Origin of the sequence: Mesorhizobium salmacidum (SeqCode) (assembly GCF_037179605.1) — a bacterium.
Classification (GTDB): Bacteria; Pseudomonadota; Alphaproteobacteria; order Rhizobiales; family Rhizobiaceae; genus Mesorhizobium; species Mesorhizobium salmacidum.
This window is the reverse complement of record NZ_JAPYKS010000002.1, coordinates 283,526-308,810: the sequence shown is the minus strand read 5'-3', so window position 1 is coordinate 308,810 and position 25,285 is coordinate 283,526. Positions and strand designations below refer to the sequence as shown.

32 protein-coding genes and 1 tRNA gene are annotated in these 25,285 nt (G+C 63.8%); 15 read left to right on the top strand and 18 right to left on the bottom strand.

The features are described 5' to 3' along the window. Window positions 1-19: 19 nt before the first annotated feature. Window positions 20-1,153: an NAD(P)/FAD-dependent oxidoreductase gene (locus O7A60_RS04135; RefSeq protein WP_337105134.1), complete on the bottom strand. Its 1,134-nt coding sequence runs from the start codon at window positions 1,151-1,153 to the stop codon at window positions 20-22. Window positions 1,154-1,295: 142 nt separating this feature from the next. On the opposite strand from O7A60_RS04135, the gene O7A60_RS04130 reads away from it, so the two are divergent. Both O7A60_RS04130 and O7A60_RS04125 read left to right on the top strand, forming a co-directional pair. Then, a complete protein-coding gene (locus O7A60_RS04130; protein WP_027141459.1) occupies window positions 1,296-1,913 on the top strand; it encodes a helix-turn-helix domain-containing protein in 618 nt (205 codons plus the stop codon). A gap of 305 nt (window positions 1,914-2,218) precedes the next feature. Next, window positions 2,219-2,923, top strand: coding sequence for an SDR family oxidoreductase (locus O7A60_RS04125; protein ID WP_337105133.1), 705 nt, complete (start codon window positions 2,219-2,221; stop codon window positions 2,921-2,923). A gap of 199 nt (window positions 2,924-3,122) precedes the next feature. On the opposite strand, the gene O7A60_RS04120 is transcribed toward O7A60_RS04125, so the two are convergent. Continuing rightward, window positions 3,123-4,343: a cytochrome-c peroxidase gene (locus O7A60_RS04120; protein WP_337105205.1), complete on the bottom strand. Its 1,221-nt coding sequence runs from the start codon at window positions 4,341-4,343 to the stop codon at window positions 3,123-3,125. Window positions 4,344-4,554: 211 nt separating this feature from the next. Here O7A60_RS04120 and O7A60_RS04115 point away from each other — a divergent pair, with 211 nt between their 5' ends. After that, window positions 4,555-6,090, top strand: coding sequence for an acid phosphatase (locus tag O7A60_RS04115; RefSeq protein WP_337105132.1), 1,536 nt, complete (start codon window positions 4,555-4,557; stop codon window positions 6,088-6,090). Window positions 6,091-6,141: 51 nt separating this feature from the next. On the opposite strand, the gene O7A60_RS04110 is transcribed toward O7A60_RS04115, so the two are convergent. Next, on the bottom strand, window positions 6,142-6,768 hold the full coding sequence (locus tag O7A60_RS04110; RefSeq protein WP_337105131.1) for a DUF922 domain-containing Zn-dependent protease: 627 nt from the start codon (window positions 6,766-6,768) through the stop codon (window positions 6,142-6,144). Window positions 6,769-6,826: 58 nt separating this feature from the next. Between O7A60_RS04110 and O7A60_RS04105 the strand changes: the two genes are divergently transcribed. From O7A60_RS04105 to O7A60_RS04095, 3 genes are all read left to right on the top strand, one after another. Further along, complete coding sequence (locus O7A60_RS04105; RefSeq protein WP_337105130.1) at window positions 6,827-7,318, top strand: hypothetical protein; 492 nt, start codon at window positions 6,827-6,829, stop codon at window positions 7,316-7,318. A gap of 310 nt (window positions 7,319-7,628) precedes the next feature. Beyond that, entirely contained in the window at window positions 7,629-8,087 is a 459-nt protein-coding gene (locus tag O7A60_RS04100; protein ID WP_337105204.1) for a GNAT family N-acetyltransferase, read from the top strand. 184 nt (window positions 8,088-8,271) lie between these two features. Then, complete coding sequence (locus O7A60_RS04095) at window positions 8,272-9,441, top strand: aminotransferase-like domain-containing protein (protein ID WP_337105203.1); 1,170 nt, start codon at window positions 8,272-8,274, stop codon at window positions 9,439-9,441. 6 nt (window positions 9,442-9,447) lie between these two features. Here O7A60_RS04095 and O7A60_RS04090 read toward each other — a convergent pair whose 3' ends face one another. Next, entirely contained in the window at window positions 9,448-9,702 is a 255-nt protein-coding gene (locus O7A60_RS04090; protein ID WP_337105129.1) for a hypothetical protein, read from the bottom strand. 172 nt (window positions 9,703-9,874) lie between these two features. Between O7A60_RS04090 and O7A60_RS04085 the strand changes: the two genes are divergently transcribed. From O7A60_RS04085 to O7A60_RS04065, 5 genes are all read left to right on the top strand, one after another. After that, window positions 9,875-10,294 (top strand): VOC family protein, encoded by a 420-nt coding sequence (locus O7A60_RS04085; RefSeq protein ID WP_140713722.1) that lies wholly within the window; start codon window positions 9,875-9,877, stop codon window positions 10,292-10,294. 238 nt (window positions 10,295-10,532) lie between these two features. Next, complete coding sequence (locus O7A60_RS04080; RefSeq protein WP_337105128.1) at window positions 10,533-11,492, top strand: AraC family transcriptional regulator; 960 nt, start codon at window positions 10,533-10,535, stop codon at window positions 11,490-11,492. A 244-nt stretch (window positions 11,493-11,736) separates the two neighbouring features. Further along, on the top strand, window positions 11,737-12,252 hold the full coding sequence (locus O7A60_RS04075; RefSeq protein WP_337105202.1) for a hypothetical protein: 516 nt from the start codon (window positions 11,737-11,739) through the stop codon (window positions 12,250-12,252). 81 nt (window positions 12,253-12,333) lie between these two features. After that, window positions 12,334-12,951, top strand: a complete 618-nt coding sequence (locus O7A60_RS04070) for a C39 family peptidase (protein WP_337105127.1) — start codon at window positions 12,334-12,336, stop codon at window positions 12,949-12,951. Window positions 12,952-12,974: 23 nt separating this feature from the next. Next, window positions 12,975-14,054, top strand: a complete 1,080-nt coding sequence (locus O7A60_RS04065) for a D-alanine--D-alanine ligase family protein (protein ID WP_337105126.1) — start codon at window positions 12,975-12,977, stop codon at window positions 14,052-14,054. Between the two features lie 54 nt (window positions 14,055-14,108). On the opposite strand, the gene O7A60_RS04060 is transcribed toward O7A60_RS04065, so the two are convergent. Next, window positions 14,109-15,110, bottom strand: a complete 1,002-nt coding sequence (locus O7A60_RS04060) for an aldo/keto reductase (protein ID WP_337105125.1) — start codon at window positions 15,108-15,110, stop codon at window positions 14,109-14,111. A gap of 548 nt (window positions 15,111-15,658) precedes the next feature. Beyond that, window positions 15,659-15,967 (bottom strand): hypothetical protein, encoded by a 309-nt coding sequence (locus O7A60_RS04055; RefSeq protein WP_337105124.1) that lies wholly within the window; start codon window positions 15,965-15,967, stop codon window positions 15,659-15,661. Window positions 15,968-16,231: 264 nt separating this feature from the next. On the opposite strand from O7A60_RS04055, the gene O7A60_RS04050 reads away from it, so the two are divergent. Continuing rightward, entirely contained in the window at window positions 16,232-16,474 is a 243-nt protein-coding gene (locus tag O7A60_RS04050) for a hypothetical protein (RefSeq protein WP_337105123.1), read from the top strand. 91 nt (window positions 16,475-16,565) lie between these two features. After that, window positions 16,566-17,633: a sensor histidine kinase gene (locus tag O7A60_RS04045; RefSeq protein ID WP_337105122.1), complete on the top strand. Its 1,068-nt coding sequence runs from the start codon at window positions 16,566-16,568 to the stop codon at window positions 17,631-17,633. A gap of 58 nt (window positions 17,634-17,691) precedes the next feature. Here O7A60_RS04045 and O7A60_RS04040 read toward each other — a convergent pair whose 3' ends face one another. The 8 genes from O7A60_RS04040 to O7A60_RS04005 all read right to left on the bottom strand — a co-directional run bounded on the left by O7A60_RS04040 (window position 17,692) and on the right by O7A60_RS04005 (window position 22,595). After that, window positions 17,692-17,937 (bottom strand): DUF982 domain-containing protein, encoded by a 246-nt coding sequence (locus tag O7A60_RS04040; RefSeq protein ID WP_337105121.1) that lies wholly within the window; start codon window positions 17,935-17,937, stop codon window positions 17,692-17,694. Between the two features lie 108 nt (window positions 17,938-18,045). Then, a complete protein-coding gene (locus O7A60_RS04035) occupies window positions 18,046-18,252 on the bottom strand; it encodes a hypothetical protein (RefSeq protein ID WP_027141476.1) in 207 nt (68 codons plus the stop codon). Between the two features lie 277 nt (window positions 18,253-18,529). Then, window positions 18,530-18,820 (bottom strand): hypothetical protein, encoded by a 291-nt coding sequence (locus O7A60_RS04030; RefSeq protein ID WP_337105120.1) that lies wholly within the window; start codon window positions 18,818-18,820, stop codon window positions 18,530-18,532. Window positions 18,821-18,991: 171 nt separating this feature from the next. Further along, window positions 18,992-19,237: a hypothetical protein gene (locus O7A60_RS04025; RefSeq protein WP_337105119.1), complete on the bottom strand. Its 246-nt coding sequence runs from the start codon at window positions 19,235-19,237 to the stop codon at window positions 18,992-18,994. A gap of 1,106 nt (window positions 19,238-20,343) precedes the next feature. Further along, window positions 20,344-20,775, bottom strand: coding sequence for a GNAT family N-acetyltransferase (locus O7A60_RS04020; protein WP_337105118.1), 432 nt, complete (start codon window positions 20,773-20,775; stop codon window positions 20,344-20,346). Window positions 20,776-20,893: 118 nt separating this feature from the next. Beyond that, window positions 20,894-20,967, bottom strand: a tRNA-Gln gene (locus O7A60_RS04015). A gap of 35 nt (window positions 20,968-21,002) precedes the next feature. Next, window positions 21,003-21,299 carry a hypothetical protein gene (locus tag O7A60_RS04010; RefSeq protein ID WP_140510659.1) on the bottom strand — a complete coding sequence of 99 codons (297 nt, stop codon included), beginning with the start codon at window positions 21,297-21,299 and terminating at the stop codon, window positions 21,003-21,005. Window positions 21,300-21,692: 393 nt separating this feature from the next. Continuing rightward, window positions 21,693-22,595, bottom strand: a complete 903-nt coding sequence (locus tag O7A60_RS04005; protein ID WP_337105117.1) for an alpha/beta fold hydrolase — start codon at window positions 22,593-22,595, stop codon at window positions 21,693-21,695. A 73-nt stretch (window positions 22,596-22,668) separates the two neighbouring features. Here O7A60_RS04005 and O7A60_RS04000 point away from each other — a divergent pair, with 73 nt between their 5' ends. After that, window positions 22,669-22,824 (top strand): hypothetical protein, encoded by a 156-nt coding sequence (locus O7A60_RS04000; RefSeq protein ID WP_337105116.1) that lies wholly within the window; start codon window positions 22,669-22,671, stop codon window positions 22,822-22,824. A 126-nt stretch (window positions 22,825-22,950) separates the two neighbouring features. After that, window positions 22,951-23,247, top strand: a complete 297-nt coding sequence (locus O7A60_RS03995; protein WP_337105115.1) for a hypothetical protein — start codon at window positions 22,951-22,953, stop codon at window positions 23,245-23,247. A gap of 117 nt (window positions 23,248-23,364) precedes the next feature. Here O7A60_RS03995 and O7A60_RS03990 read toward each other — a convergent pair whose 3' ends face one another. From O7A60_RS03990 to O7A60_RS03975, 4 genes are all read right to left on the bottom strand, one after another. After that, entirely contained in the window at window positions 23,365-23,610 is a 246-nt protein-coding gene (locus tag O7A60_RS03990) for a DUF982 domain-containing protein (RefSeq protein ID WP_140510665.1), read from the bottom strand. 11 nt (window positions 23,611-23,621) lie between these two features. Then, a complete protein-coding gene (locus O7A60_RS03985; protein ID WP_337105114.1) occupies window positions 23,622-23,858 on the bottom strand; it encodes a DUF982 domain-containing protein in 237 nt (78 codons plus the stop codon). 125 nt (window positions 23,859-23,983) lie between these two features. Beyond that, on the bottom strand, window positions 23,984-24,427 hold the full coding sequence (locus tag O7A60_RS03980) for a GFA family protein (protein WP_337105113.1): 444 nt from the start codon (window positions 24,425-24,427) through the stop codon (window positions 23,984-23,986). Between the two features lie 212 nt (window positions 24,428-24,639). Next, window positions 24,640-24,819: a DUF3606 domain-containing protein gene (locus O7A60_RS03975; RefSeq protein WP_337105111.1), complete on the bottom strand. Its 180-nt coding sequence runs from the start codon at window positions 24,817-24,819 to the stop codon at window positions 24,640-24,642. Between the last annotated feature and the right edge of the window lie 466 nt (window positions 24,820-25,285).

Sequence of the window (25,285 nt, the reverse complement as noted above, 5' to 3'; positions counted from 1 at the left end):
TTGAGGGAAGGTCTGAAATTCATGGGGCCGCCGCCGGGACAAGAAAGCGATCGGGCGCCAGCGCCGCGGCGGTGACGCCGAGCGCCGTGACATCCCCCGGGATGGACTGCCCGCGCAGCAGCGCCGCGCTCAGCCTGGCCAAGGTCAGCGAAACCTGGAAACCGTAGCCGCCCTGGCCGCCGAGCCAGAAGAAGCCGGGAAGGCGCGGGTCGAAGCCGGCGACCGGCGTGCGGTCGGGCGCGAAGGTGCGCAGGCCTGCCCATGGCGTCGACGGACGCCCGATGCGCATCGATGTTGCCTGTTCGATGCGGTCGACGGCGATGGCGACGTCGAGGTCTTCCGGCCAGGCGTCGCAAGGCTCGGAATCCGTCTCGTCGGCGAGGGAACCGATCAGCCTGCCGGCATCGGGCTTGAAGTAGAACTGCTCGTGCAGGTCGACCACCAGCGGCCAGCCGGCGATATCCATCCCGGCGGGCGGATCGAACAGGAAGGCGGTGCGCCGTTTGGGCTGGAAGCCGAGGCCCGGCAGCCCCGCCATCCCGGCGACGACATCGACCCAGGCGCCGGCGGCGTCGACCACGATGTCGGCCGAGTAGACGCCGGCGCTCGTTTCAACCCGAAAAGCGCGGCCGTCGCGTGATATGGCGCGGACCTCCTCGCCGGTGCGGATGATGCCGCCGCGGGCCTTGAGCGACGAGGCGCTGGACCCCAGCATCTTGCCGGTGTCGACATCCACCGCGTCCGGCTCATAGACGCCGCCGCAGGTGGTTTCCCTGGCAATGACCGGAACCAGCCCGTGGAGCTCGGCCGCCGACAGACGGCGCACGCTCGGCACCAGCGCCTGCAATTCATGAGCCAGCTTGTCGATGGCGGCATCGTCGCCGACCCAGCCGACGTGCAGCGCGCCGCGCCGGTGGGCGACGAAACCGCCCTCGACAATCGCCTGCCGGCTGGCCAGCGTCAGCCCGCGCACCAGCCGGTTGCCATAGGTTTCGGTGAACAGAGCGGCGGAGCGGCCGCTGGCGTGGTAGCCGAGATGCGGTTCGCGCTCGATGACGGTGACATCGGCCCAGTCCGCCACCTCGGCGGCAAGGGAGAGCCCGGCGATGCCGCCGCCGATGACGATGATCTTCGCGGGAGAATTCGACTGCATCCCTCAGTCGTAAAAATAATTTCGTATCCAGTCAATATTTAGCGTATAAGAAAATTGTTGGTGTTGTTGATGGCCCGCTCGAGTTCGACTACCTAGGGTGAACCCCGCGGTAGTGACGTGCCGCCGCTTCATGGAGCTGACAATGTCGGAGCAACCGAATCTCGGTGATTGTCTGCGTGCCCTGAGAAAAAGACATGGCTGGACCTTGCAGGAGGTCAGCTCTCTCACCGGCGTCGCGGTGTCGACACTGTCCAAGGTCGAGAACGACCAGATGTCGCTGAGCTACGACAAGCTGTTACAGATCTGCGAAGGGCTCGGTATCCATGTGACGGAGCTGCTCAGCGGCGACCGCAAGCAGCCGGCGGCGCGCACCCGCCGTTCGGTGACCTCGCAGTCCAACACACTGCGTCAGCTGACCCGCAACTACGACTACCGGTATCTCGCCACCGATCTCGTGCGCAAGCGCATGGTGCCGATCCACGCCTATGCACGCGCCCGCACGCCGGAAGAGTTCGGTCCGCTGACCCGGCATGCCGGCGAGGAGTTCCTGATCGTGCTCAAGGGCGAGATCGAATTGCACACCGACCAATACGCGCCGGTGCGGCTGAAAGCGGGCGAGAGCGTCTACATCGATTCCACCATGGGCCATGCCTATCTCTCGGTGGGCGAGGGCGACGCCGAGATGCTGTGCGTCTGCTCCGGCGACGAGCCCGATATGGAAGGCACGCTGCTCTCCGTGCTGGAGACGGTGGAGGGGTAGGGCTGAATGTCAGCGCTGCCCCTCACCTGCCTGCCGGCATCCTCTCCCCGTATAGAGACGGGGAGAGGGGCGCTGTCATCTGTGATTTCGCCAATCATCAGCGTTGTCAGGAGTCGAGCCGGCGTTGCAGCCAGCTTCTTTCTCCCCGTCACTATACGGGGAGAAGGTGCCGCAGGCGGATGAGGGGCAGCGCTGCCGGCTCTCGTTTTTCTGCAGGTCCATTCTGTCTTTCTGGTTCGAACTGGCCGACGAAACCAGCTATATGACTCGCTGAAAACTCCCGCCAACTCGATGAGGAAAACCCAATGAATTCAGAAAAAACAGCTGTCATCGTGGCCGGCGGCAGCGGCATGGGCGCGGCGGCGGCCAAGCGCCTGGCGGCGGATGGGTTCAAGGTGGCGATCCTGTCCTCGTCCGGCAAGGGCGAGGCGCTGGCCAAGGAGCTTGGCGGGCTCGGCGTCACCGGCTCCAACCAGTCGAACGACGACCTGCAGCGTCTCGCCGACCTGACGCTGGAGCGCTATGGCCGTATCGACGTGCTGGTCAACAGCGGCGGCCATGGGCCGCGCGCGCCGATCCTGGAGATCACGGATGAGCAGTGGCACACCGGCATGGACGTCTACCTGATGAACGTCATCCGGCCGGTGCGCATCGTGGCGCCGCAGATGGTCAAGCAGAAGGGCGGCGCCATCATCAACATCTCGACGGCCTGGGTGGCCGAGCCGAGCGCGATGTTCCCGACCTCGGCCGTGTTCCGCGCCGGCCTTGCCGCCTACACCAAGATTTTCGCCAACACCTATGCATCAGACAATGTGCGCATGAACAATGTGTTGCCAGGCTGGATCGACAGCCTGCCCACCACCGAAGAGCGCCGCGACAACGTGCCGATGCAACGCTACGGGACGAGCGAGGAGATCGCCGCGACCATTGCTTTTTTGGCTTCGGAAGGGGCCGGGTATATTACCGGGCAGAGTATCCGCGTGGATGGGGGTGTTATCCGGGCGCTGTGAGGCGCACTTCCCTTCTCCCCTTGTGGGGCCCGAAGGGCGGGCGAGGCCCGTGACTCGCCCAGGGCGGTGGCCTCGCGGAGCGAGGTCGGATGAGGGGTGTTCCAGCTTGGCAAGGATGGCAACCCGTCACTCACCCCTCATCCGTCTCGGCGCTGCGCGCCGATCCACCTTCCCCCACAAGGGGGGAAGGTAAGAAGCGTCACCGCTGATCCGCATCCGTCAGCGTCCGCAGAAACGCCGCGATATCGTCGATCTCGGCCTCGTTGAGCGCCGGCTTGTCGCCGGGTTTCTTGCCGTTGAAGGGTGGGTCCTGGTTGAGATTTCCCCAGTAAGCCTTTGGCAGATCGTCATATTGCCTCACCGTGCCGTCTGCATTCCTGGGATACCAGTGGCCGGGGTCGGTGTCGCGGCTGGCGTAGAAGGCGACGGCGTCGCGCAGCGTGTGGAAGTAGCCGTTGTGGAAGAAGCTCTTGCGCAGCGCGACATTGCGCAGCGTCGGTGTCTTGAACAGGCCGCAATAGCCGGTGCGGCCGTGAAAATCGGTGCGCAGCGGGCCGCACAGGCCGAGATCGGCATAGGCGGGGTCGGCGTTGGCCGGGATCGCCGGATTGCGCGGCACGGCGATGGCGATCAGGCCGAAATCGGTGAATTGCGGCGGCTCGCCGTCATTGGCGGGTTCGCTGAGGTGGCAGGAGGCGCAATTGCCTTTCGCCTCGTCCTCGAACAGGGCGCGGCCGCGCCGTTCCTGCGCCGACAGCGTCGCCTTGCCGGCGAGGAAGGCGTCGTAGCGGCTGGAATAAGGATAAAAATCGGCGGCGCTCTGCTCGAATGTGCCGAGCGCCTCGGCGGCGGCGTCGAAGGCGTCGCCCGGGCGGTCGAAGACATCGTTGCCGAAGGTTGCCTTGAACTCGTCGGCATAGGCCGATTTACGCAGGGCGGCGGTGACAGCCCCCGCATCCTTGTTGGCCATCTCGAAGGGCGAGAGCAGGGGAATTTTCGCCTGATCCGTGCCGTGGTCGGCGCGGCCATCCCAGGTCAGGCCGCCGGTCGGACCGTTGTCGACGCTCTCGTCGCCTTCGTCCTCGGAATCGTAAAAATGCTCGGTGAAGGCGGGAGCGGCCTGGAGATAGCGCAGCGAGGGCACCGCACGCACGCCGGGCTGGTCGAGATGCGGCCCGCCCATCTCGACCGGAGCTGCCGAGGCCGGACCGAAAGCGTGGCGCGGATCATGGCAGGACGAGCAGGCCTGCCTGCCCGAGGCCGACAGCGCCGGGTCGAAGAACATCTTTCGGCCAAGCATGGTCAGGACCTCGGCGCGCGCGAAGGCTTGCGCGCGCGATAGCGGACCGGGATGAACGCCATCCGCCGTATTCGCGGGCGCGGCACAGCCAAAGGTCGAGATCGCGGCAATCGCGATCATCAGGCTTTTCCATCGTCTTCTGGTCATGGAGCATGGTCCGCTTTGGCCGGGAAATAGGAATGGAGTGCAACGGATTGATGACCGGCTCCAGTGCTCACGAAACCGTGTTCGCCGCGGCGGCGGATGTCACAAAGGTGACAAGGCATCCACGTTAGCTGCCCCTATGGTTCCCGCGCCCCTCCAGCCACAGTCAAGCCACGAGGTCTTCCCGATGACGAGGCTCAAACTCCTCACTTCCTTTTGCCTGGCCGGTTCGGCCCTGCTTCCCCTCGCGGCGGCCAATGCCGCCCCTGCCGGCTTCGACAAGATCGACACTGTCGTCGTCATCTATGCCGAGAACCGCAGCTTCGATAACCTCTATGGCGGCTTCCCCGGCGCCAGCGGGCTGGCCAATGTCTCGGCCGATCAGGCGCGCCAGCTCGACCGCGACGGCAAGCCGCTCACCGAGCTGCCGCCGGCCTGGGGCGGGCTGACCGGAAAGGGCGTCACGCCCGTGGTGACGGAGGCTGAGACCGCGCATCTCGCCAACGCTGCCTTCGCCATTGACGATCCCAAGGGCTTCAACGAAGGCACCAACGTCATCACCCATGATCTGTGGCACCGCTTCTACCAGGAGCAGATGCAGATCGACGGCGGCAAGAACGACAAATTCGTCGCCTGGGCCGATTCCGGCGGCCTGGTCATGGGCCATTACGACGGCTCCGTCCTGCCGATGTGGCAGGTCGCGAAGAAATACGTGCTGGCCGACAATTTCTTCCAGGGCGCCTTCGGCGGCTCTTTCCTCAACCATTTCCAGCTCGCCTGCGCCTGTACGCCGGTCTACCCGCACGCCGACACCAGCCCGATCAAGGGCCAGATCGCCGTGGTCGAGGCCGATGGCACAACTCTGAAGGTCGCCGACAATTCGCCGGCCTCGGCACTGGGCGGCGTACCGAAATTCGTCAACGACGGCGCCATCACGCCCGACTTCCATGCCGTCAACACCATGCAGCCGCCCTATCAGCCGAGCGCCAACAAGCCGGCCGAGGGCGGCGACAAGGCGCTGGCCGACCCGGCCGCGCCCACCACGCTGCCGCCGCAGCACGACATCACCATCGGCGATCTGCTGTCGCTGAAGGGGGTGAGCTGGGCCTGGTATGCCGGCGCCTGGCAGGCAACGCTCGACGGCAAGAACGCGACGCCGGTGCCGAACTTCCAGTTCCACCACCAGCCGTTCAACTATTTCGCCGCCTACGCGCCGGGTACCGCCGCGCGCACCGAGCATCTGCGGGACGGCGGCCTGGACGGCACCGACTTCATCAAGGCGATCGACGACGGCAAGCTGCCGCAGGTCACCTTCTACAAGCCGCAAGGCAATCTCAACGAGCACGGCGGCTATGCCGACGTGGCCAGCGGCGACCGGCATCTGGCCGACCTCATTTCGCATCTGGAGAAGAGCCCGCAATGGGGCCACATGCTGGTGGTCGTCACCTATGACGAGAATGGCGGCTTCTGGGATCATGTCGCGCCGCCCAAGGCCGACCGCTGGGGCCCGGGCAACCGCATCCCGGCCTTCATCGTCTCGCCCTATGCCAGGATGGGCATGGTCGACCACACGCAATACGACACGACGTCGATCCTGCGCTTCATCACCGCGCGCTACGACCTGCCGGTGCTGACCGGCATCGTTGCCCGCGACAAGGCGCTGGCCGCCAATGGCGAGCCGCCGATGGGCGATCTGAGCGCGGCGCTGGACTTCAGCCGATAGGCCGGAGCGAACCGCGGATGCGCCGCCGCGCCGCGGGGCGCGGTGGCCTTCTCAGCCGCCATTCACAAGCGCAAGAATGAGCTTCTGCAGATTGCCGCCCTGGCCGAGTTCGACGCGGTCGAAATCGCGGCTTGCCTGTCGCTGCGCCTGCGAGAGCGCGGACAGGCGCTTGGTCATCTCGACCCGGATCTTGCTGCATTTTGGGTCGTCGGGAACGGTCAGGCCGACTGTCGCCGCCTCGATCTTGCGCGCCATGTCGACAATGGTCGCGCCGTGCACCTTTTCGTGGGCGCTGACGCCGGCGAGGAAAATCTCCCAGTTCTTCTGGATGGCGGAGGGCAGCGGCGATGAGGGGCTGGGCAAGGTGTAGGTGATGATGAGCTTGGGCTTCGCCGAAACCAGCACGCAGGCTCCGGCACGCGCCTGATAATCCCTGGTCCAGGTCAGCTTGAAATTGGTGTGGGCGATGGCGCGGGCAATGCCGGCATTCGGCCCGTTCTCGCCGATCGACCGGTAGAGATCCAGCCCGGACTGGCCTGAAATGGCGTAGGTCTCGACCTTCTCGACCGGCTTCCATTCGGCCTGCGCGGCGAGCCGCGAGGCCACCAGGGCGGCTGTCACAAGACACAGGCGAATACAAGCTCTCAACACCAAGGCGCCCCGCACATGCAATGCCATTCAACGCCTTTTCCTATATGCTGCCGGCGGGTGCTGCAAATGCCCGAAGGGGGAAGTCATGAAAAGATATATCGTTGCCGCCGGAGCCTTGGCGGCATTGCTTGGCGCGCAGCCGGCCTTTGCCGCGTCCTGCGGCTGGAGCGCGAAGATGGAAGAAGACGAGGGCGGCAGCGTGCTGACGGCTTCCGTCTGCGGCGGGCCGAAAGGCGACGCGCATCTGATGTTGACCTGTTTCGACAATCCGGTTCTGAGCTACGACCTGGGTGCCAGCGGCCAGCAGCTGGAACCGGGCATCAGCGGTTCGTTCGACTTCAAGGCCGATGGCAAGACGGTGACCAAGACGCTGCAACTGGAGGCCATGTACAATGATTTCGTGGTCGATCTCGCCAAGGCCGATCCGCTGCTCGACCTGCTGCGCTCGAAGGGGGATGTGTCGGTCAGCGCGGCCAAATATGGCGCTATCAACTTTCCGCTGAAGGGATCGAGCGCGGCCATCGGCAAGGTGCTGGCGCAGTGCGGCAAGGCCAAGCCTGCGACGGACGGGGATTGATCGGTGCTGTGCGGCAGCTGTGGCGGCTATAGTTGCTAGCCCATTGTCACATCCAACTTCGCGAGCGGTGACGCCTCTTCCTTCTCCCCTTGTGGGAGAAGGTGGATCGGCGCGTAGCGCCGAGACGGATGAGGGGTGCCGAAAGAAATAATCCGTTGATAATTCAGCGTAATGTGGTGTCGCGAGAAGCATGTTGCCAAGCTGGAACACCCCTCATCCGACCTCGCTTCGCGAGGCCACCTTCCCCCACAAGGGGGGAAGGGGGAGCTGAACCTTGCCGCCGGGGACGGCTGGCCGTATCTCATCCGCTATGGCCAACATCCAATTCCGCAAGGCACACGCCTCCGACCTGCCAGCCATCGTCGCCATGCTCGCCGACGATCCGCTGGGGGCGACCCGCGAGGATGCCTCGTTGCCGTTGGCGCAAGGCTATCTCGATGCCTTCAACGCCATCGACGCCGATCCCAACCAGTTGCTTGCCATGGCTGTGGATGGGGCCGAGGTGATCGGCACCTTGCAGATCACCTTCCTTGCCGGGCTCTCGCGCAAGGGTGCTTGGCGGGGGCAGATCGAGGCGGTTCGCGTTGCCAGCGGCAGGCGCTCCGACGGGATGGGCAAGAAGATGTTCGAATGGGCGATCGACGAATGCCGGGCACGCGGCTGCGGCCTTGTCCAACTCACCACCGACAAGGGCAGGGCGGACGCCCACCGCTTCTATGAAGGCTTGGGCTTCACCGCCAGCCATATTGGTTACAAGAAGAGCCTTTAGCGGACGCGCGCACGCTGTCGCCGGTTCCGGCTTGGCGGCGACTGGCGTATAGCGGAAGCCTTTCAGGCACTATTCAAATCGCCCGGCAAAGCGGATATAGGTCAGTTAGGTTGACCTATATAAGAAAACGTCGGGGAGGCATGTCTTGACCCTTTTGAACCTGTTGGCTTCGCGCTCGTCGCGTATGAAGGCGTCGGAAATCCGCGAGCTGCTGAAGCTGCTCGACCAGCCCGACATCATTTCGTTCGCCGGCGGCATTCCCGATCCGTCGCTGTTTCCGTCCGACGCCATCCGCGATGCCTATGGCGATGTGCTGGGCGGCGCGGAAGCCGGGGCGGCCCTGCAGTACCAGGTTTCGGAAGGCTATCTGCCGCTGCGGCGCTGGCTTGCCGGGCAGATGGGCAAGCTCGGCATTGCCTGCGACGAGGCCAACATCTTCATCACCTCCGGCTCGCAGCAGGCGCTGGATTATCTCGGCAAGCTGTTCCTGTCGCCGGGCGATACCGCGCTGGTGACATGGCCGACCTATCTCGGCGCGCTGCAGGCCTTCAACGCCTACGAGCCGCGTTACGACCGGCTGCGGCCCGAAGGCGGCAACATGACACCGGCGGCCTACCACACCGCTGCCGCCGCCAATGGCGGGCGGGTGAAATTCGCCTATCTGGTGCCCGACTTCGCCAACCCGACCGGCGCCACGCTGGATCGAAAGCAGCGCGAGGCCGTGCTCGACCTTGCCGGCGAGCTCGACATCGCCGTCATCAAGGACGCCGCCTATCGGGCGCTGCGCTATGACGGCGAGGGTGTGCCGCCGATCCTGGCGCTCGACTGCGCGCGGTCCGGCGGCATCGACAAGGCGCGCACGCTCTATTGCGGCTCGTTTTCGAAAATCCTGTCGCCGGGCATGCGCGTCGGCTGGGTCTGCGCGCCGCGCCACGTGGTCGAAAAACTGGTGCTGATGAAGCAGGCTTCGGACCTGCACAGCCCGTCGGTCAACCAGATGGTGATGCATTGCGTCGCCGAATCCGTGTTCGACAGCCAGGTGGAAAAACTCATCGGCGCCTATCGCGAGCGCCGCGACGGCCTGCTCAATGCGCTGGAAGTCAATATGCCGGAGGGCGTGAGCTGGAGCCGCCCGGAAGGCGGCATGTTCGTCTGGGTGACGCTGCCGGAAGGCACCGATGCCGCGGAACTTCTGGCGCGGTCGGTGAAGGAGGCGCGCGTCGCCTTCGTGCCCGGCAATGCCTTCTACGCCGACGGCACCGGCCGCAACACGCTGCGGCTGTCGTTCACGCTGGCCGACCGCCGCGCGGTGAGCGAGGGCATTCCACGGCTGGCGGCGCTGCTCAAGGGTTAGCCAAGCTTACGCCGGCACGTTCACCAGTTGCTTGAGCTTCGCGAGCCTGGCGCGGGCGAGCTTGCGGATCGGCTTTTGGAAACCCTCTTCGCCGGTTTCGACGACGAAAACCAAGGTCTTGAAGTCCAGCATGAACTCGTCGATGGCCCGCGCCGTCTTTTCGGACCTGTCCTTGAACCGGTGCAGCAATGCGTTCGCTTCCTCGATGCCGTCGGCGCCGGCGCTGTCGACCAGCGCTTCAAGCCTCTGAAAACAATCCAATCGCCATCCTCCCGCCGCGCCACCAAACTTCCGGTCAGCCGAAAAGTTCCGTCGGGCCCAAAAATTGTCGCTGATTGTCAGCAGATGCAGGCGCTCCGCGTTGACGCCTTGCCGCCCGCGCCTAAATTCGAGGCCTTGCGAGGAGGAGCTTTCCTTGCGAGGAGGAGCTTTCATGGAACTGCATCGCGGCCGGCTCATCGACCACCTCCAGCTCGTGGTCCGGGATCTCCCCGCCAGCCGGCGTTTCTACGAGGCGCTCTTCCAGGTGCTCGGTATCCCGATCGGCGGCACCGGCGAGGACTATTTCTGGGCGGACGAATTGTTCATCTCCAGCGTCGACAGCCGGGCCGCACAGGGAAAGCTGACCGGCCGCCATCATCTGGCCTTCCAGGCCAGGGATCACGCCATGGTCGATGCCTTCCACAAGGCCGGGCTGGCGGCTGGCGGCACGGACAATGGCGCGCCCGGCGAGCGGCCCTATCATCCCGGCTATTATGCCGCCTTCCTGCTCGACCCGGACGGCAACAACATCGAGGCCGTCCACCACGGCCCGGCCAACCGGAGTGCGGCTTCCGTGAAGATCACGTTCTAGCAACACCCGGCCGGCCGGGCGACCGCGATGCGCGCGTCGGATAGTGATTCTCATGCCGCTGCATGTTCCGCGCATTTGAAAAAACGCGGGGCCGGCGAATCGGATCGGATCCTTGATCTGGGCGGCACTGAAATTGTCCCGCAGGGCATGGATAGCGTCGCCTCTGGACAAGAGGCAAATCGGTCCCATACGGTGCGGCTTCAGGGAAGACGCGTGCGCGGGAAAGGCCGGTTGGTCGTTGAAAAAGAATGTCTTCTCGTCGGTCGACCTGCCGCCGCATCTCGACGACCGCGCGCGCTTCGCGCTCTGGCAGGACATCCATGTCGCGGAGATATGGTCGGTCGAATACGCCATCTCCGGCAACGTGCCGTTCCAGGCGGATATCGAAGCCACCGCCATCGGGCCGCTGGTGCTGGGGCGGATGGCAGGGACGATCAGGCATGCCAGCCGCAAGACGCGCAACATCGCCGATGACGGCCGCGACGGCTACCTGCTGCTGGTCAACGACGGCGACACCAAGCTGAGCGGCGTGCAGACCGGCCGCGACTACAGCATCGGCAGGGGCGAAGGCGCGCTGGTCTCGGCTTCGGAAGCGCTGGAAATGACCGGCGGCGACCGAAATGTCTGGACCAATGTCGTGGTGCCCCGGGAAATCCTGGAAAATGCCTTCCCCCATATCGAGGATCGCCTGGCGCTGACCATCGGCGCCGACAATGAAGCGCTCGATATGCTCAAGCGCTATTGCGGCTTCCTGGAAGCGGGACCGGCATTGCTCTCGCCCGACCTTGTCGCCCACGCCACCGAGACGATCGTCGACCTGATCGGGCTGGCGACCGGCGCCAAGGGCGAGATCGCCGAACTGGCGGGCGTGCGCGGCCTGCGCGCGGCAAGGCTGCAGGCCATCCTGCAGAAGATGCGGGACAACTTCGCCGATCCCGCTATCTCGGCCCAGCACATCGCCCAGCATTTGCGGCTTTCCGCGCGCTATGTCCATGATCTCTTGCAGGAAACGGGCTCCAGTTTCGCCGAGCATATTCTCGAACTGCGCCTGCAGAGAGCCCATCGCATGCTGCGCGACCGGCGCAACGACAGCATGCGGGTCAGCGAGATCGCGCTGTTGAGCGGCTTTTCCGACGTCTCCTATTTCAATCGCTGTTTCCGCCGCCGCTTCGGCTCGACGCCGAGTGGCGCCAGGTAGAGCGGTTCATCGTTTCATTGAATCGCAAGCGGGCTTTTCCGGCGCCGGCACGTTCGCAAGCAGCTCGAGATGGCGAAGACTGGTTCCGATCAGCTTTGCCGATCGCTGCCTTGCGTTGCCAATTCGGTGGCTCCGGTGCTAACCGTGAAAATGGCGGATGGGAATCGGCGAAGCAAAGCGCGCCGCGTTTTTCAATAACATCCCGAACAGAACGTCTCTTGCCCACCGTGGAGAACCGATTTTTATGCAGAAATCAACCAGGGCGATCCGTGTCGCCGCGCCGTTGCTTGCGATTTTGGGCATGGCCTTACCATTTATATTACCATTTACTCATATATCTTCCGCGCAGGCTCAGGAGGAATATCTTCCGACCCAGAAGGACTTTGTCGGCAAATGGCAACTCAGCGGCGCGACCACCCGGCCGCCGCGCGACTTGAAGGATGCGCCCACGCCGGAACAGGAAGCGGCCGCCAATGAGTTCCAGCAGACGGTGGCCGCGTTTTACGGCGCGTTCGATTATCTGGAGATCACCGCGGACGGCCGCTACAATTTCCATCAGCCCGGTGACCCGACATCGGGTTCCTGCGTCTGGTGCGGGACCTGGTCCTTCAGCAAGAGTTCGCTATGGCTCAAGCTGGACACGGCGCCCAGGCTCGATATCTACGCCAAGGGCGGCGACATACAGATGACCTACACCGCCGAACCCGATGAAAAATCGAAATACGCCTGGCTGGTGTTCGGCTGGACGAAGGTTGAGTAGACGGCGCGCGACGCACCGGGAAATTCGGCGGGTCCGAGCGGCTTTTCATCCATCTCGTATTCGGCGGCCCGAGGAGTCCACATGAGTCCATTGCCTGAAGCCGTGCCGTTTTTCAGTCAGTGGGAGACGCCCGACATGACGCTGGCGGTGCTCGCCGACGGCGCCGAAGCCGCGTTGCGGCGGGATCCGCTGTGGCAAGGATCGGGTGCCGCCACGCTCGACGAATACGCGGTCTGGGCCGCCAATGTCTGCGGCATGGCTTGTCTCAAGATGATCCTGGCGGCGCGCGGCCAGATCGTGCCGACGATCGAGCTGGCAAGGCGGTGCACCGGATATGGCGGCTATGTCGTCAATGAAGGCTCGATCAAGGGCCTGATCTACGCGCCCTTCGTCACTTTCGTGAAGCAGGAATTCGGCCTCGAGGCCGAGGTGATGACCAATGTCGCGGCAGCGGACGTCCCGGGGATCCTCGCCCGGTCGCGCTTCTTCATCGCTTCGGTCAGCAGTTCGATCCGCTGGCCGGAGCGCGAGCCGCCGTCGAAGGGCGATCATCTGGTGCTGGTCACGGCGGCGTCGGACGATGGTTTTCGCTTCCACAACCCATCCGGCCATACCAGCGCCACACAGGCAGACGCAGTGTTGGCGCCCATCGATTTCGATCGTTTCTTCGCCAATCGCGGCATTGCCGTCAGCATTTGATTTTTGACAGTTGAGGGATTTCGATGACCGGAAAGATCAGGGTTGCCATCCTCTATGGCGGTCGCTCGGCCGAGCACGAGGTGTCGCGGCTGTCGGCGGCCAATGTGCTGAAGGCGATCGACCGGACCCGGTACGAGGTGGTGCCGATCGGCATTTCCAGGGACGGCAGATGGCTGCTGCAGCCGGCGTCCGAGGCCGTCGGCGAAGGGGCGGGGGCTCCAGTGTCGGAGGACGGTGTGGAAGTCGCCCTGCTGCCCGGCGGCAAGGGCCGGCTGATCTTAGCGTCGCACAAGGAAACTGACCTGCCGCCGGTCGATGTCGTTTTTCCCGTGCTGCACGGTCCGTTCGGCGAGGACGGCTCGGTGCAGGGCTATGCCGAGATTGCCGATGTCGCCTATGTCGGCTGCGGCATCCTCGCCTCGGCCGCCGCCATGGACAAGGACGTCGCCAAGCGGCTGCTGCGCGAGGCCGGCCTTGCCGTCGCCCGCTCGGTCACCGTGCTTAGAGGCGATGTCGGTTCGTTCCAGGAAATCGCCGGGGCGCTTGGGCTGCCTTTCTTCGCCAAGCCGGCGCGCCAGGGCTCGTCCTTCGGAGTGAGCAAGGTGAACGACAGGGATGGCTTCGAAGCAGCCATCGAAACCACTTTCCGCTATGACGGCAAGGCGTTGATCGAGGAGTTCGTCGAAGGCCGCGAGATCGAGTGCTCGGTGTTGCAACGGGCAGACGGCTCGCTCACGGTGTCGCTGCCAGGCGAGATCATCCCGGCCGGCAAGCATGGCTTCTACACTTACGAGGCCAAATATCTCGATGCAGAAGGCGCGGTGGTCAAAGTGCCCGCCGATATTCCCGCCGCGGTCGCCGACAGAGCGCGGGACATGGCGGGGCAAGCCTTCAAGGCGCTCGGCTGCGAGGCCCTGGCGCGCGTCGACTTCTTCCTGCGCGCCGACGGCTCCCTGCTGGTCAACGAGGTCAACACGCTGCCCGGCTTCACCGATATCTCGATGTACGCCAAGGCGCTGGCGGCGATCGGCATCGGCTACAGCGAGGTCATCGACGCGCTGATCGAGCACGCGCTGGCAAGGCATGCGGTGCGCACAGTCTGAAGTCTTCGCCGATCGAGATACAAGCCAGGATGATCCCGTTTGCGCTCTGAGCGCCTACCGATCGACCATCGCTATGCCGCGCTCGGTGTAACGCGGGCCGGAGATTTTTCCCGGCGCCAGGGCATCGTCGAGCGCGGCCATTTCGGCGGCGTCGAGTTTCAATGATGCGGCGGCGACGTTTTCCTCCAAATACCTGATCCGCTTGGTGCCGGGGATGGGCACGATGTCGACGCCAAAGCCGTTGCCCTTCTCCAGCAGCCAGGCCAGCGCGACCTGGCCGGGCTTGACGCCCCGGGTTGTGGCGATGTCGCGCACCTTGGCCGCCGCGTCGACATTGGCGTCGTAGTTTTCGCCCTGGTAGCGCGGGTCGTTGCGGCGGTAATCGCCCTCGGCATAGTCCTCCGCGCGCTTGACCTCGCCGGTGAGAAAACCGCGGCCGAGTGGCGAGAACGGCACCAGGCCAATGCCGAGTTGCCCGAGCAGCGGGATGATCTCCGGCTCCAGATTGCGCTCCCAGAGCGAATATTCGCTCTGCAACGCCGACACCGGGTGAACGGCATGCGCCCGGCGGATGTTGGCGGCACCTGCCTCCGACAGGCCGAAGAACCGCACCTTGCCTTGTGCGACCAGCTCGCCGACAGCGCCCGCGACATCCTCCAGCGGCACCGCGGGGTCGACGCGGTGCTGGTAGAGCAGGTCGATATGATCGGTGGCGAGACGGCCGAGCGAGGCTTCCACGACCTCGCGGATATGCCCGGGCCGGCTATCGACTCCCACCTGTTTACCGTTTTCGATGCGGAAGCCGAACTTGGTGGCGATGGTCACCTTGTCGCGCTTGCCCTTCAACGCCCGGCCGAGCAGGGCCTCGTTGGTGTACGGGCCATAGACCTCGGCGGTGTCGAGGAACGTGCAGCCGAGTTCGATGGCGCGGTGCAGCGTGGCGACGGATTCGGCCTCGTCAGCCGGGCCGTAGGACTGGCTCATGCCCATACAGCCGAGACCAATGGCCGAGACTTGCAGCCCCTGGCTGCCGAGCTTGCGTGTGTCGAGGGTCATGGGTGGAACTCCGGGAGGGAAGGAAGGAGATGACCGGGATTATATAAGGCGCTCGCTCAATTCCCACAGGGTGTCTCGGCGCGGTCTCGACGGTATTGGGCATGACGCTGTACGCGCCGGCTTCGCCATCAAGCTACCGGCTGGTCGCGCGTCACGCTGCAGCAAATGTGCGAAAGGACATCTGGGCCCCAGGGCTTCGAAGATAGTCGGGCTTCATTCCGATTTGGGTGTGGTTGCCAGCAGGACCGCTCAGCCCAAGTCTGGCGGTAAGCGCACTGTGCTCACATATCTACGCGCCATCGCGAGAGGAGGGCGGCTTTGGCTTTTGCGCCGGTCGCGTTCTCGCGGTCTGGTGGGCACGGGAAACGGGTTTGACCGGATTCCCGGCTGGTTTGCGCGTCTTGCGGCGTTGAAGCCAGTTGGCCGACAGTTCGGCTAGCAGGCTGCGCAGGGCCTTCACAACATCCTCCTCTATCGGACGATCCAGTAATTTCCGAAGGCTGGACTCGTTCCATGGCCTATGGATCTGTCGCCGTCTCGGGCTTTGGCTATTGCATCGAGCCTGGTCGATGAAGATCGCGATGGGCTGTCGCACTCTCATCGCCGTTCTCGACGAGACCGGGTGCGGGCGAAGCCAATCCGTCGCCAAAAGTGTCGAATTCGATCGCCGCGCCAAGCAGTTGAGCAGCCTGCATGACCAGATGTTCAATGTCCTCGAGGGCGACATTCTCGGCCAGGTTCCTGAGCCTGATCCTTTCCGCCACTGCCGTCAGTTCAATGATGCCAACGGTCCTGAACACTGCGCGGACAGTCGAATAAACATCTTCACGCAGCCGTGTGGAATAGTCGTATCGCATCGAAACCTCCCAAAGCGAGTTGGTTTCCTCAAGGCGGCAGGATGCGCCCGATACCCGGGCCTGACAAGTTTAAAATTGAAAAATTCACAAATAAAATCAGCTAGTTAGCAGAGTTACACGAACATGCAACCTGCGTTCGATGATCATCATTGATACAACGCTACATCCGCCCATTGGCCGCGCTTGACGTAAGATGAGGAAGTTCCTAACTGTAAGTGCAATGAGACAGTTACTAACTTTGCAAATCTTACGCGGGAGGCCCATATGGTTGAACTGGAACGCCCGGAACGATTGCAGGTCATGTTGACCCAGGATGAGCTGGCAGCGCTGGAAAATTGGCGTTTCGACAAGCGCATGCCCAGCCGTTCGGCTGCGGTGCGCGAATTGCTGCGCCGTGGCCTTGCCTCCGACGGGTTCCTGACGGCCGAGATGGGCGCCAAGTCGCAGCAATTCGGCGTGCTCAGGCCCAATGGCGATGGCAAGACGCCGCCGGAACAGGCGGAGTGAAATGCGTTAAGGCCTATCCATCCTCGCGCCGGCGATTGCCTTGATCCGTTTGCGCCTTATCTGATTGGGGAAGATGCAATTGCGGGTGGCGATGAGCGACAGCGACAGACAGGGGGCGACCGCCGATGCCCGGCTCGCGGCAATCGTCGATTCCTCCTTCGATGCCATTATCAGCAAGGACCTGAACAGCATCATCCAAAGCTGGAACCGGGCGGCGGAACGCATGTTCGGCTATGCCGCCGAGGAGGCGATCGGCCAATCCATCCTCATGCTCATTCCCGATCACCTCAAGAACGAGGAGATCGAGATCATCAGCAAGATTCGCAGCGGCGACCGGGTGGCGAGCTTTGAGACGACGCGCAAGCGCAAGGATGGCGTGCCGATTTCCGTCTCGCTGACGATCTCGCCGATCAAGAACAGCAATGGTGAGATCATCGGCGCCTCGCAGATCGCCCGCGATATCTCCGCCGCCAAGGAGAGCGAGCGCCGCATCAGGCTGCTGATGCGGGAGGTCAACCATCGCGTCAAGAACCAGTTCGCGGTCATCCTGTCGATGGTCAGGGAGACCAGCAAGCGCTCGACCGATCCAGGCGAGTTCGAGGAGTTGATCCGCGCCCGCATCATGGCGCTGTCGCGGTCGCACGATCTGCTCGTCACCTCGGAATGGGCGGGGGCGAGTCTGTTCGACCTGATCCAGGAGCATCTCAAGCCCTTTGGTCTCGAGGAGCAGATCCTGCTCTCCGGCCCGGTCCTGACGCTGCAGTCGAACGCGGTACAGAACCTCGGCATGGCCTTCCACGAACTGGGCACGAACTCGTCCAAATATGGCGCGCTGGGCAGCGAAGGCGGCCGGGTGGAGATCACCTGGACAATCGACTCCGGCGCGCAAAACCCCGGCTCGGTGGGCGAGCGTGAATTCCAGTTGACCTGGGAGGAGACGTCGACGCCGCATCCCGGCGACCGGCGGGACCAGACCGCGCGCAAGGGGTTCGGCACCGTTGTGCTGCAGCGGGTGGCGCCGCAATCGCTGGGCGGTTCCGCCATTCTGGAGCGGTCGCCCGGCTATTTCAAATGGCGGCTGAGCGCGCCCTTGGCATCCATCGTCGTGGCGCCGATCGGTAGCGAGGCTGACGGCGATTCGCCGGGTTCCGGCATCTAGGGCGATCCGCCGGTCCGGAATGCCGCCCAAAATCCGTGGCCCAAAATCCGTGCTCGACCTACTCGACCAGGATATGGGCCTCGCGCGCGGCTTCGACAAAAGCCTCCCTGGCGACATCGGGCGGCACGTCGCCGCTCGTTGCGCGGCGGCAGGCGCGCAGCGCGGACTGATGTTTCAGGCTGCCGGCATCACGCCAATGTGTCGTCAGCAACTCGATGGCCTGTTGTGTGTTGGACAGGTTGCGGGTGGTTCCGGTAACGCCGACCGAAACCACGACGGGCTTGGAGAACCACGCGGTTTGCATTGGAACCTGGACCCTGTTGCAGGCATGGAACGTGTTTGGCCGCGCGAGGTTTCATTGCCGCCGATCACTGTAGCGTGAACTCTCCGGCATCTCCCGGCGAAACAATGCCTAGAGGATGTTGGTCGTCACCTCGACGACAATCGCGGCGCCTTCCAGTCCGCCGTTGGGAACATGCACGACGCGCGAGACCCTGAGGTCCTGTGGGCTGCCGTCGACCGACAGGGAAACGCTCTCGCCAATGCGCGGCACGGCCTGGAAAGTGACGTTGGTGGCGTCAGGCCGGTTGTCGATGGATATGCGGCAGTTGACGGTCATGGGAATGTCTCCTGTGTCTGGCCACGCCGGTCGTTAACGCCGGGTCCCTGAAATGGTTTCAGGAGGGCCGGATCAAACCCGAGAGCCCGCCGATGTCTACCCCGTTCGCCAACTGGCGACGTTGGTCGCGGCCCGGCGGCTTCGGCATCCGGACTTGTCGTTGCTGGCGGGCTTCTAAAGCGCGTCGCGTCGAAACGGATTGATGCGACGCGCTTTAGGTCCTTATTTTGATGCATGTCGTTCCCCCAAAACCGAGGTCACTTTTGGGCGACATGCATTAGTTGCTGGCTCTCGGAACGAAATAGTTGGTGGTGACCGCATCGCTGCCGGTTCCCCGCGTGACTTGAACCGCGGCATAGCCTTCCGGAGGAATCGAGCCAGTCGCCGTCTGGTCGACCTGCTTGCATCGGCCGACCATTTCGCCGTTCGGCCACGGTGCCAGTCTGGCTTCAAGTGCCGCTTCGCATTCCTCCATCGATGAATAGACGACCGGGCGCGACTCCGTGGGCCGGCAGAGCGATGCGCTGCATGAAAGCATCACCATCACCGCCACGGTTCCCGGATCCATGGAATTCTCCTGTTGGCCGACAATGAACGCGCAATTGGCCGCGAGGTTTCATGCGGGCCCAGCGCGCCGCGAAGGCTAGAGTCAAGCACGAGGTCTGATAGCGCCCTCACGTTTTACAAAGACCCAGCGCCTCGGTCTCCGGGCCTTTGGGTAGAGGAAATGCTGGGAACGTTAAAGGCCGAACGAGGGTAACGTCCAAGCGTTTTCGTACCCAAGGTGCGGCTTGGCATTCGTTGCGTCAGTCTGGGTTGCTGTGGCGGTTCCCGTTGCAATGCAGTCCAATTTTGCCGCCACTGGCGCCTTGATCGACAGACAAGCACATGCCTTGGCAGCAGTGACGGTTGCCTTTTTTCCATGCGCCGCAGCGACACTCGACCCGGCGAGGACAAGCGCCAGGCAAACGAAGGCGATCTTCATGAGGATGATCTCCTATTTTAGTGTTGGCTAATTTAAAGTTAACGTAACGTTAACTGGCCGTCAATCGCGAGCGAGGTCCTGGGGCTGAAGCCACCTTCCTCCTGCCGGAAAGGATCACGGCCGGTTTTTTACCTGTCCCGGATTGTGTCCGAATCGATGGGAGAGGAGCGGGAGCGACATGACCTTCGGCGCCGCACGCTCGCGCGCTCCGGCAGGCGGTGATCAGCACCTCTATACGATGGCCTCTTCCCAAGCCCCTCCACTCCCCGAAGCAGAGAATGCTTCCGTTGCGGGAGAGAGTCTAGACAATCATTAGTAAGTGCTAAAGAGCGACTGGAAGACGTGCCTCGGCTGAATTACGATTTAGCCATGAGCTTTTTAACAACTTCAGTAACGGTTGATTCAACCATTGCTGGTATTTATTCCAGAGTGTGGTGGCGGCTCCGACAAAAGCGGGCGGGGCTAGTTGCCGAAGCCGCCTGCGCAGTCCGGTGGGATCTGACCGCGCTGTCTCAGAATAGGACAGCGCGGTCAACGATCCGTTAATCGGGCGTCAACCGCCACTTGTCGGCTTTCCCACCATGGTGATGATGGCCTCGGCTCTGTTGGATCGGCCTTTGCCCACGTGGATAGCTCGGGCGGGCCCCGGTAGAGCTTGAGCATAGCGTCCTAAGCTCGGGAGCCGCGTGGAACATTGTTGCGTACGGTGTCCGGCGAGCTGCGCGGAGCTTGCAGAAGCTTTAGCCCTCGATCTCAATCTTGAATGCTCGCACGCCGGCGTGGCAAAGCGCATGCCGGCTCGGCATCCAAGAAGGAGAGTTGCCTGGAGGACGCCGAGCCTAACCGACGAGATTAGCGGGGGGCCGCGTCGTCTCGCCGGCTAAGGGTTTATGCGCTCTTTAAGGCAACTCGCACAAAGCATCCGAACGAACTAAGGGATCAGCCGATCGGTGGTGCATCACCGACCGCTGTTCTGGTGCTGCTGGTTCCTTAGAGGGTGCTTCCTGTAATAGATGCCAAGCATCCGAATGACATCCTTGCGCTTCGCAAGGCGTAGGACCGCCGGGCGGCGGTAACCGCTCTCCGGCGGGGTTTGCCAGCCCCTGTTAATAGTTCTTCATTGCTCGGTGCGGGATGCCGGCTTCCTCGAACTCGTCGCCACATGCGACGAAGCCCAGCTTTTCGTAAAGCGCGGTCTTGTCGGCCTGGGACGTGAGGTAGAAGCGGTTCTCGCCACGTGACCGCGCTATCTGCATCCCCGCCTGCATCATCCGCATGGCGATGCCATTGCCCCTTGCCTGGCGTAGCACGGCGACGCGGCCGAACTTGGCATGTTCGGTCAGAAAGACAATCCGCAGCGTGCCGACGACATCGCCTCCGTCGATGGCGACGACGTGAGTGGCCTCCGCGTCATAGGCATCCCGTTCCACCGTCTCGGGCACGTTCTGCTCGACAATGAACACTTTGCGCCGGACTTCCAGGGCGAGGGCTCCTAGGTCAGAGGCAATGGAGACGGGTAGAATTGTTAGATTGGCCATAACCGTTGTTCCCATGGCTTACCAATAAGTGGCGCCTTATGTCCTCTGCGTTTCAGTAAGAAATGTGGCGACCTATTCGATGAAATCGGCTTTGAAGCGCCTAAGCTGTTGAAGTTGTTGGTTCCCGCTCATGGGCTCGAACCACGATTCACGCCTTCAAAGGGCGCTGTCCTACCATTAGACGAAGCGGGAAAGCCGGCACGTTATGGCGCCCAGGCAGCTTGCGGTCAATTCGGGAAATTGTTGACCGGCTCTTCGCAGCGATAGACCGGGCAGTCGCCATCGCGGGACGGGACATAGGCCGACATCGGCACTTCAGGCCAGTCGCACTCATTGCCGAACTGCCTGACATAGCGGTCATAGGTGTTGCGGCCGGTGGTCAGCACCACGGCGCGATGGCTCTGGATCATGGCCCGGATCTCGCCGCAGCCCATGGAGCGGCTGTCGGGGCGGGCATCGGCCAGACCGGTCGTCGCGAGCACGGCGCCGATGGCCGTCAACAGGGTCAGAACGCGAGCGGACATGACGGTTCTCTTTGGTTCGACAAAATTGGACAGGCGGCCGGTCCGGATTCGCACTGGAACGGCCGCTTGCATTGTCGCACACAACCCCTTTCGTGTCCGTTGGTTCCGCGACCGGCCGTGCGGCGCGCGCGTTCGGGCGCGGCGCCGGCGGGTGCGCAACCAAATCAGGCGTTGCGCATTGCTGGGCATGGACGGCAGGAAGCCCTACGAAACACCGCAATGGCGGCCCGGAAACGAGGGCCCTCCGGCGATGTGCTGTTCCTTCTGCGGCGGCCGCGACCATGGTTTCGAGGAGTGTCCGCGCATGCCCGATCCTCTCCGGCCCGGTGGACCCGAAGACGAGTCTACATCGGAAGAATCAGCCGGCCGATCCGAGGCGCCCTTGGCGGGTGGCTAACCGGCGCCAGCCGCGCCGAAGAAATCGATCAGCGCGCCAGCCGTTTGCCCGGGCGCTTCCTCGGGGAAGAAATGTCCGCCTGACACCGCGCGGCCACGCACGTCGTCGGCCCAGTTCCGCCATAGCGCCAACGGTCCGCCTTCGCCGGCATACCATTCGGCGAGCGCGCCTTGCCCGCTCCACAAGGCCAGCACCGGACAGGCGATGCGCCGGCCGGCGGCCTTGTCCGCTCGGTCGTGGTCGCGGTCGAGCGTTGCCGCCGCCCGGTATTCCTCGCAGATCGCGTGGATGTGGGCGGGGTCGCGCAAGGCATCGACATAGGCCTGGCGGATGCCGGCGGGAAAGACATCGGGCGGCGAACCCCAGCCGCCCAGCGCATTGTCGACGATGGCGTCGGCGGCGCCCGCCAGGATCTTTTCCGGCAAGGGTTCGGGCTGCGCCAGCAAGGACCACGGCCAGTAGCCGAGGGCCAGCCGGGCATCCGCCCGGTCCCAGGCGTCGGCCGTGGGCACGATGTCGAGCACGGCGAGCTTTTCGATGCGGTCGGGATGGTCGAGCGCCAGACGGTAGGCGACACGCCCGCCGCGGTCATGGCCCGCGACCATGAAGGAGGTAAAGCCGAGTTTGGCCATCATCGCCACCATGTCCGATGCCATGGCCCGCTTGGCATAGGGCGCATGATCGGCGCTCGAGGCCGGGCAGGCGCTGCGGCCATAGCCGCGCAGGTCGGCGCATATGACGGTGAAACGCTCGGCAAGCACCGGCGCGATATCGCGCCACATCAGATGGGTTTGCGGAAAGCCGTGCAGCAAAAGCACCGCCGGTCCGGCGCCGGCGCGGCGCACGAAAATGCCGGCGTCCCCGGTGTCGACGTTTATGGCTTGGAACTGCTCGAACATAGCTGGCCTCCGGCACAGGCAACGACTGGAGAACGGGGTTGGTTGCAGCGCCTTTCGCGCAAGCACCGGCTCTTTGTGCCGCGACAAGTGGTCCCGGGCAAAGCCGGGCGGCACGCTGATCGTGCTGATCGTGGTGGTGCTTCCGCACCGGGCCGAACGCAAGGCCGGCCTTGCGCAAGAGGGCGACAAGAAAGCCGCTCCGGCTCCAACGGGCTGGTCACGCGAATAAGCCTCTTTTCCAACCGTTGGAGCCAACCTTGGGGGCCAACCCTTGGGGCCAACCTTTTGGGCCGACGGGCGTTGTCTCCATGAAGGGAAGGCCGCCGCGGGCGGCCATTCAACGAAGGAGGCCGAGATGAAACCTCTCGCCATTGCGTCATGCGCCGCGATGCTGGCCCTGGCGGTGCCGGCAGCGGCACAGGCGGATCAACCGATACCGAACCAGCAAACCGACAAATGCCGGGCGCAAACGGATCAGGGCGGCAAGCAGCAGCCCGGCGGCGGCGACCTCAGCGAAAAGCTCAACGATTGCGGCGGCGTGCTGAAGCCGCCGCCCACCGGCGACCAGGGCATGGCCGCGCCGGCGCCCGACGAAGGCAAGACGCCGATAATCAAGCCGGGCGAAGTGCCGCCCCAGCCGCCGAAGCAGTAGAGCTGGTCAGGCGACATCGTCATCGAGGCAGCGGAACCTCGCAGATCAGGAACAATGATCGAACCTGGTTCTACGAAAAGCAGGCGAGTTCGCCTGCTTCTTTTGGATTTGCTTGACTTACCTGACCAGAAGGCCGGCGTGATCGCACAGCGCGGTGAAGGCCTCCTGCGCCTGTGCCACGCCTTCATTGTTTTGCAGCGCCGACTCGATCTTTTCGCGCGCGGCTTGGTAGAAAGGGCCGCGCTTGGCTTGTGGCCAGTCGATCAGGATTTCACTGGCGTCCTGGAGCGTGGCCACGTCACGGATCGTGTCCGACCCATGCGGCTTGACCCGCAGCGGTGTCGACAGCATCAAATACGCCATTTTTATTCCCGCTATTGGAGGATGCGCGCTTCGCGCGCGGCGTCGATCATCGCCCGCATCGCCTTTTCAGGCGGCGCCCAGCCATCCAGGGCATCGCGGCAGCTGCGCAGTGCCGCCCGGTAGCGCCGGCCTTGGCCGACCGGCCAATCGCCAAGGCATTCCAGTCCTTCCCAGGCGCTTCGCACCACGCGCTCCCGCTCAGGGGCGAATTTGAGGCGGATCGGTCGGGGAAATATCTTGTCGTTCAACGGCCGTCTCCATGAATGGTGCAATCGGCAAACCGGCTGAAGCCGACATGCACCGAGGAAGCGGCGGATAACGTGGCCAACAGGGGAGGGTTCCAGGCCCGGACGATCAATTTTCAATCTTGCTTTCAGTCGCGCGCGACGGCGTCCGACAATGGCCTGGGCGCGGGCAGATCCGCGCCCTGCGCCCGCGGCCGGTCATGCTCGAACTGCTCGGCGCCGGGCAAGGCATGCAGCCAGGTTTCGCGCCGGCCAGTCCACAATTCATATTGCGGTGCCAGGTCCGTCGGCGCGACGTCGAGACTGCCGAGCATCACCTCGGCCTCGTTGTCGTCGACCCAGGCGACGCGGCTGCCGCAGGTCGGGCAAAAGCTGCGTGTGCCGTAGCTGGCCACTTGGCCCGATGTCTCGAAAGCATCGCGCGGCCAGATGGCAAAGGCCGAATAGACCGAACCGCCCGCCTTGCGGCAGTCCTTGCAGTGGCAAAGGCCGACCCGCGACGGCTGGCCGGTGACGACGAACTGCACGCCGCCGCATAGGCAGCTGCCGGTCCTGCTTGATATCTCGGACATGGTTGCGGCCCCTCCCTTTTTCGCCAGTCTGGCTTCGTCAGTTTGGCATACTGCGGGCCGGGCGGGACAGATGCTCGTCTGCCATTTCGTTGGCCAGGATGAGAAACCGGGAAAAAGACATCCTGTTCACCGTACCGCCGGGCCCGGTTGACGCGGCCCGCAGCATCCTCCAACGCGACGCCGGCGAAATGGTTGCCGCCTCGCGCCTTCTTCTATCCTCGCGCCGCCATGTGGTTGTCGAGCTTCTTGCGCGAGGGGCCGTAGCGCTTGATGATGGTCTGCGCCTCGCTCTGCGAAATGCCGTATTTGCGCGCGAAGGCGGCGACCTCGTAAGTGTCCTCGCTCGAGACCAGCTTGCGGTCCTGTTTGGTCTTCGATTTGTCGTCGGGCATGGCGGGCCTCACTTTCTGTAAGCCGCATGGTCGCGCGGACGTCTAGATGTCGCGGTCAGACATAACACGGATCGGCCATGGTGGTTCCATGGCGGGTGGCGGTGACCGCCGGGCAGGACCGCCGGCCGTTCATGCCGATGGAGGGGCCGGGTCGGCGCTGTGGCTGTCGGGCGCCCCGCATTCGGCGCAGCGCGCGCTGGCGCCGGGGCAGCCGCGGGAATGCGTGCCGGCGGGACAGCAAAGGCCGTTTGAACTCGCCCAACGCGGGCACTGGAAAACCTGTCCGGTGCCGGCGCAGCCATCGCACTCCAGGACCGGCGACCGGACCAGATAGGACTTCGTCCCCAACCTGACGTTTGCGCCCAAAACTCGACCCACCCAAAATTACTGCACGGAACACGCCGTGCATTAGCCCCAGCTAACAATATCATGTTGCCGGTTACGGACAAGTTTCAGGATCGTTAAT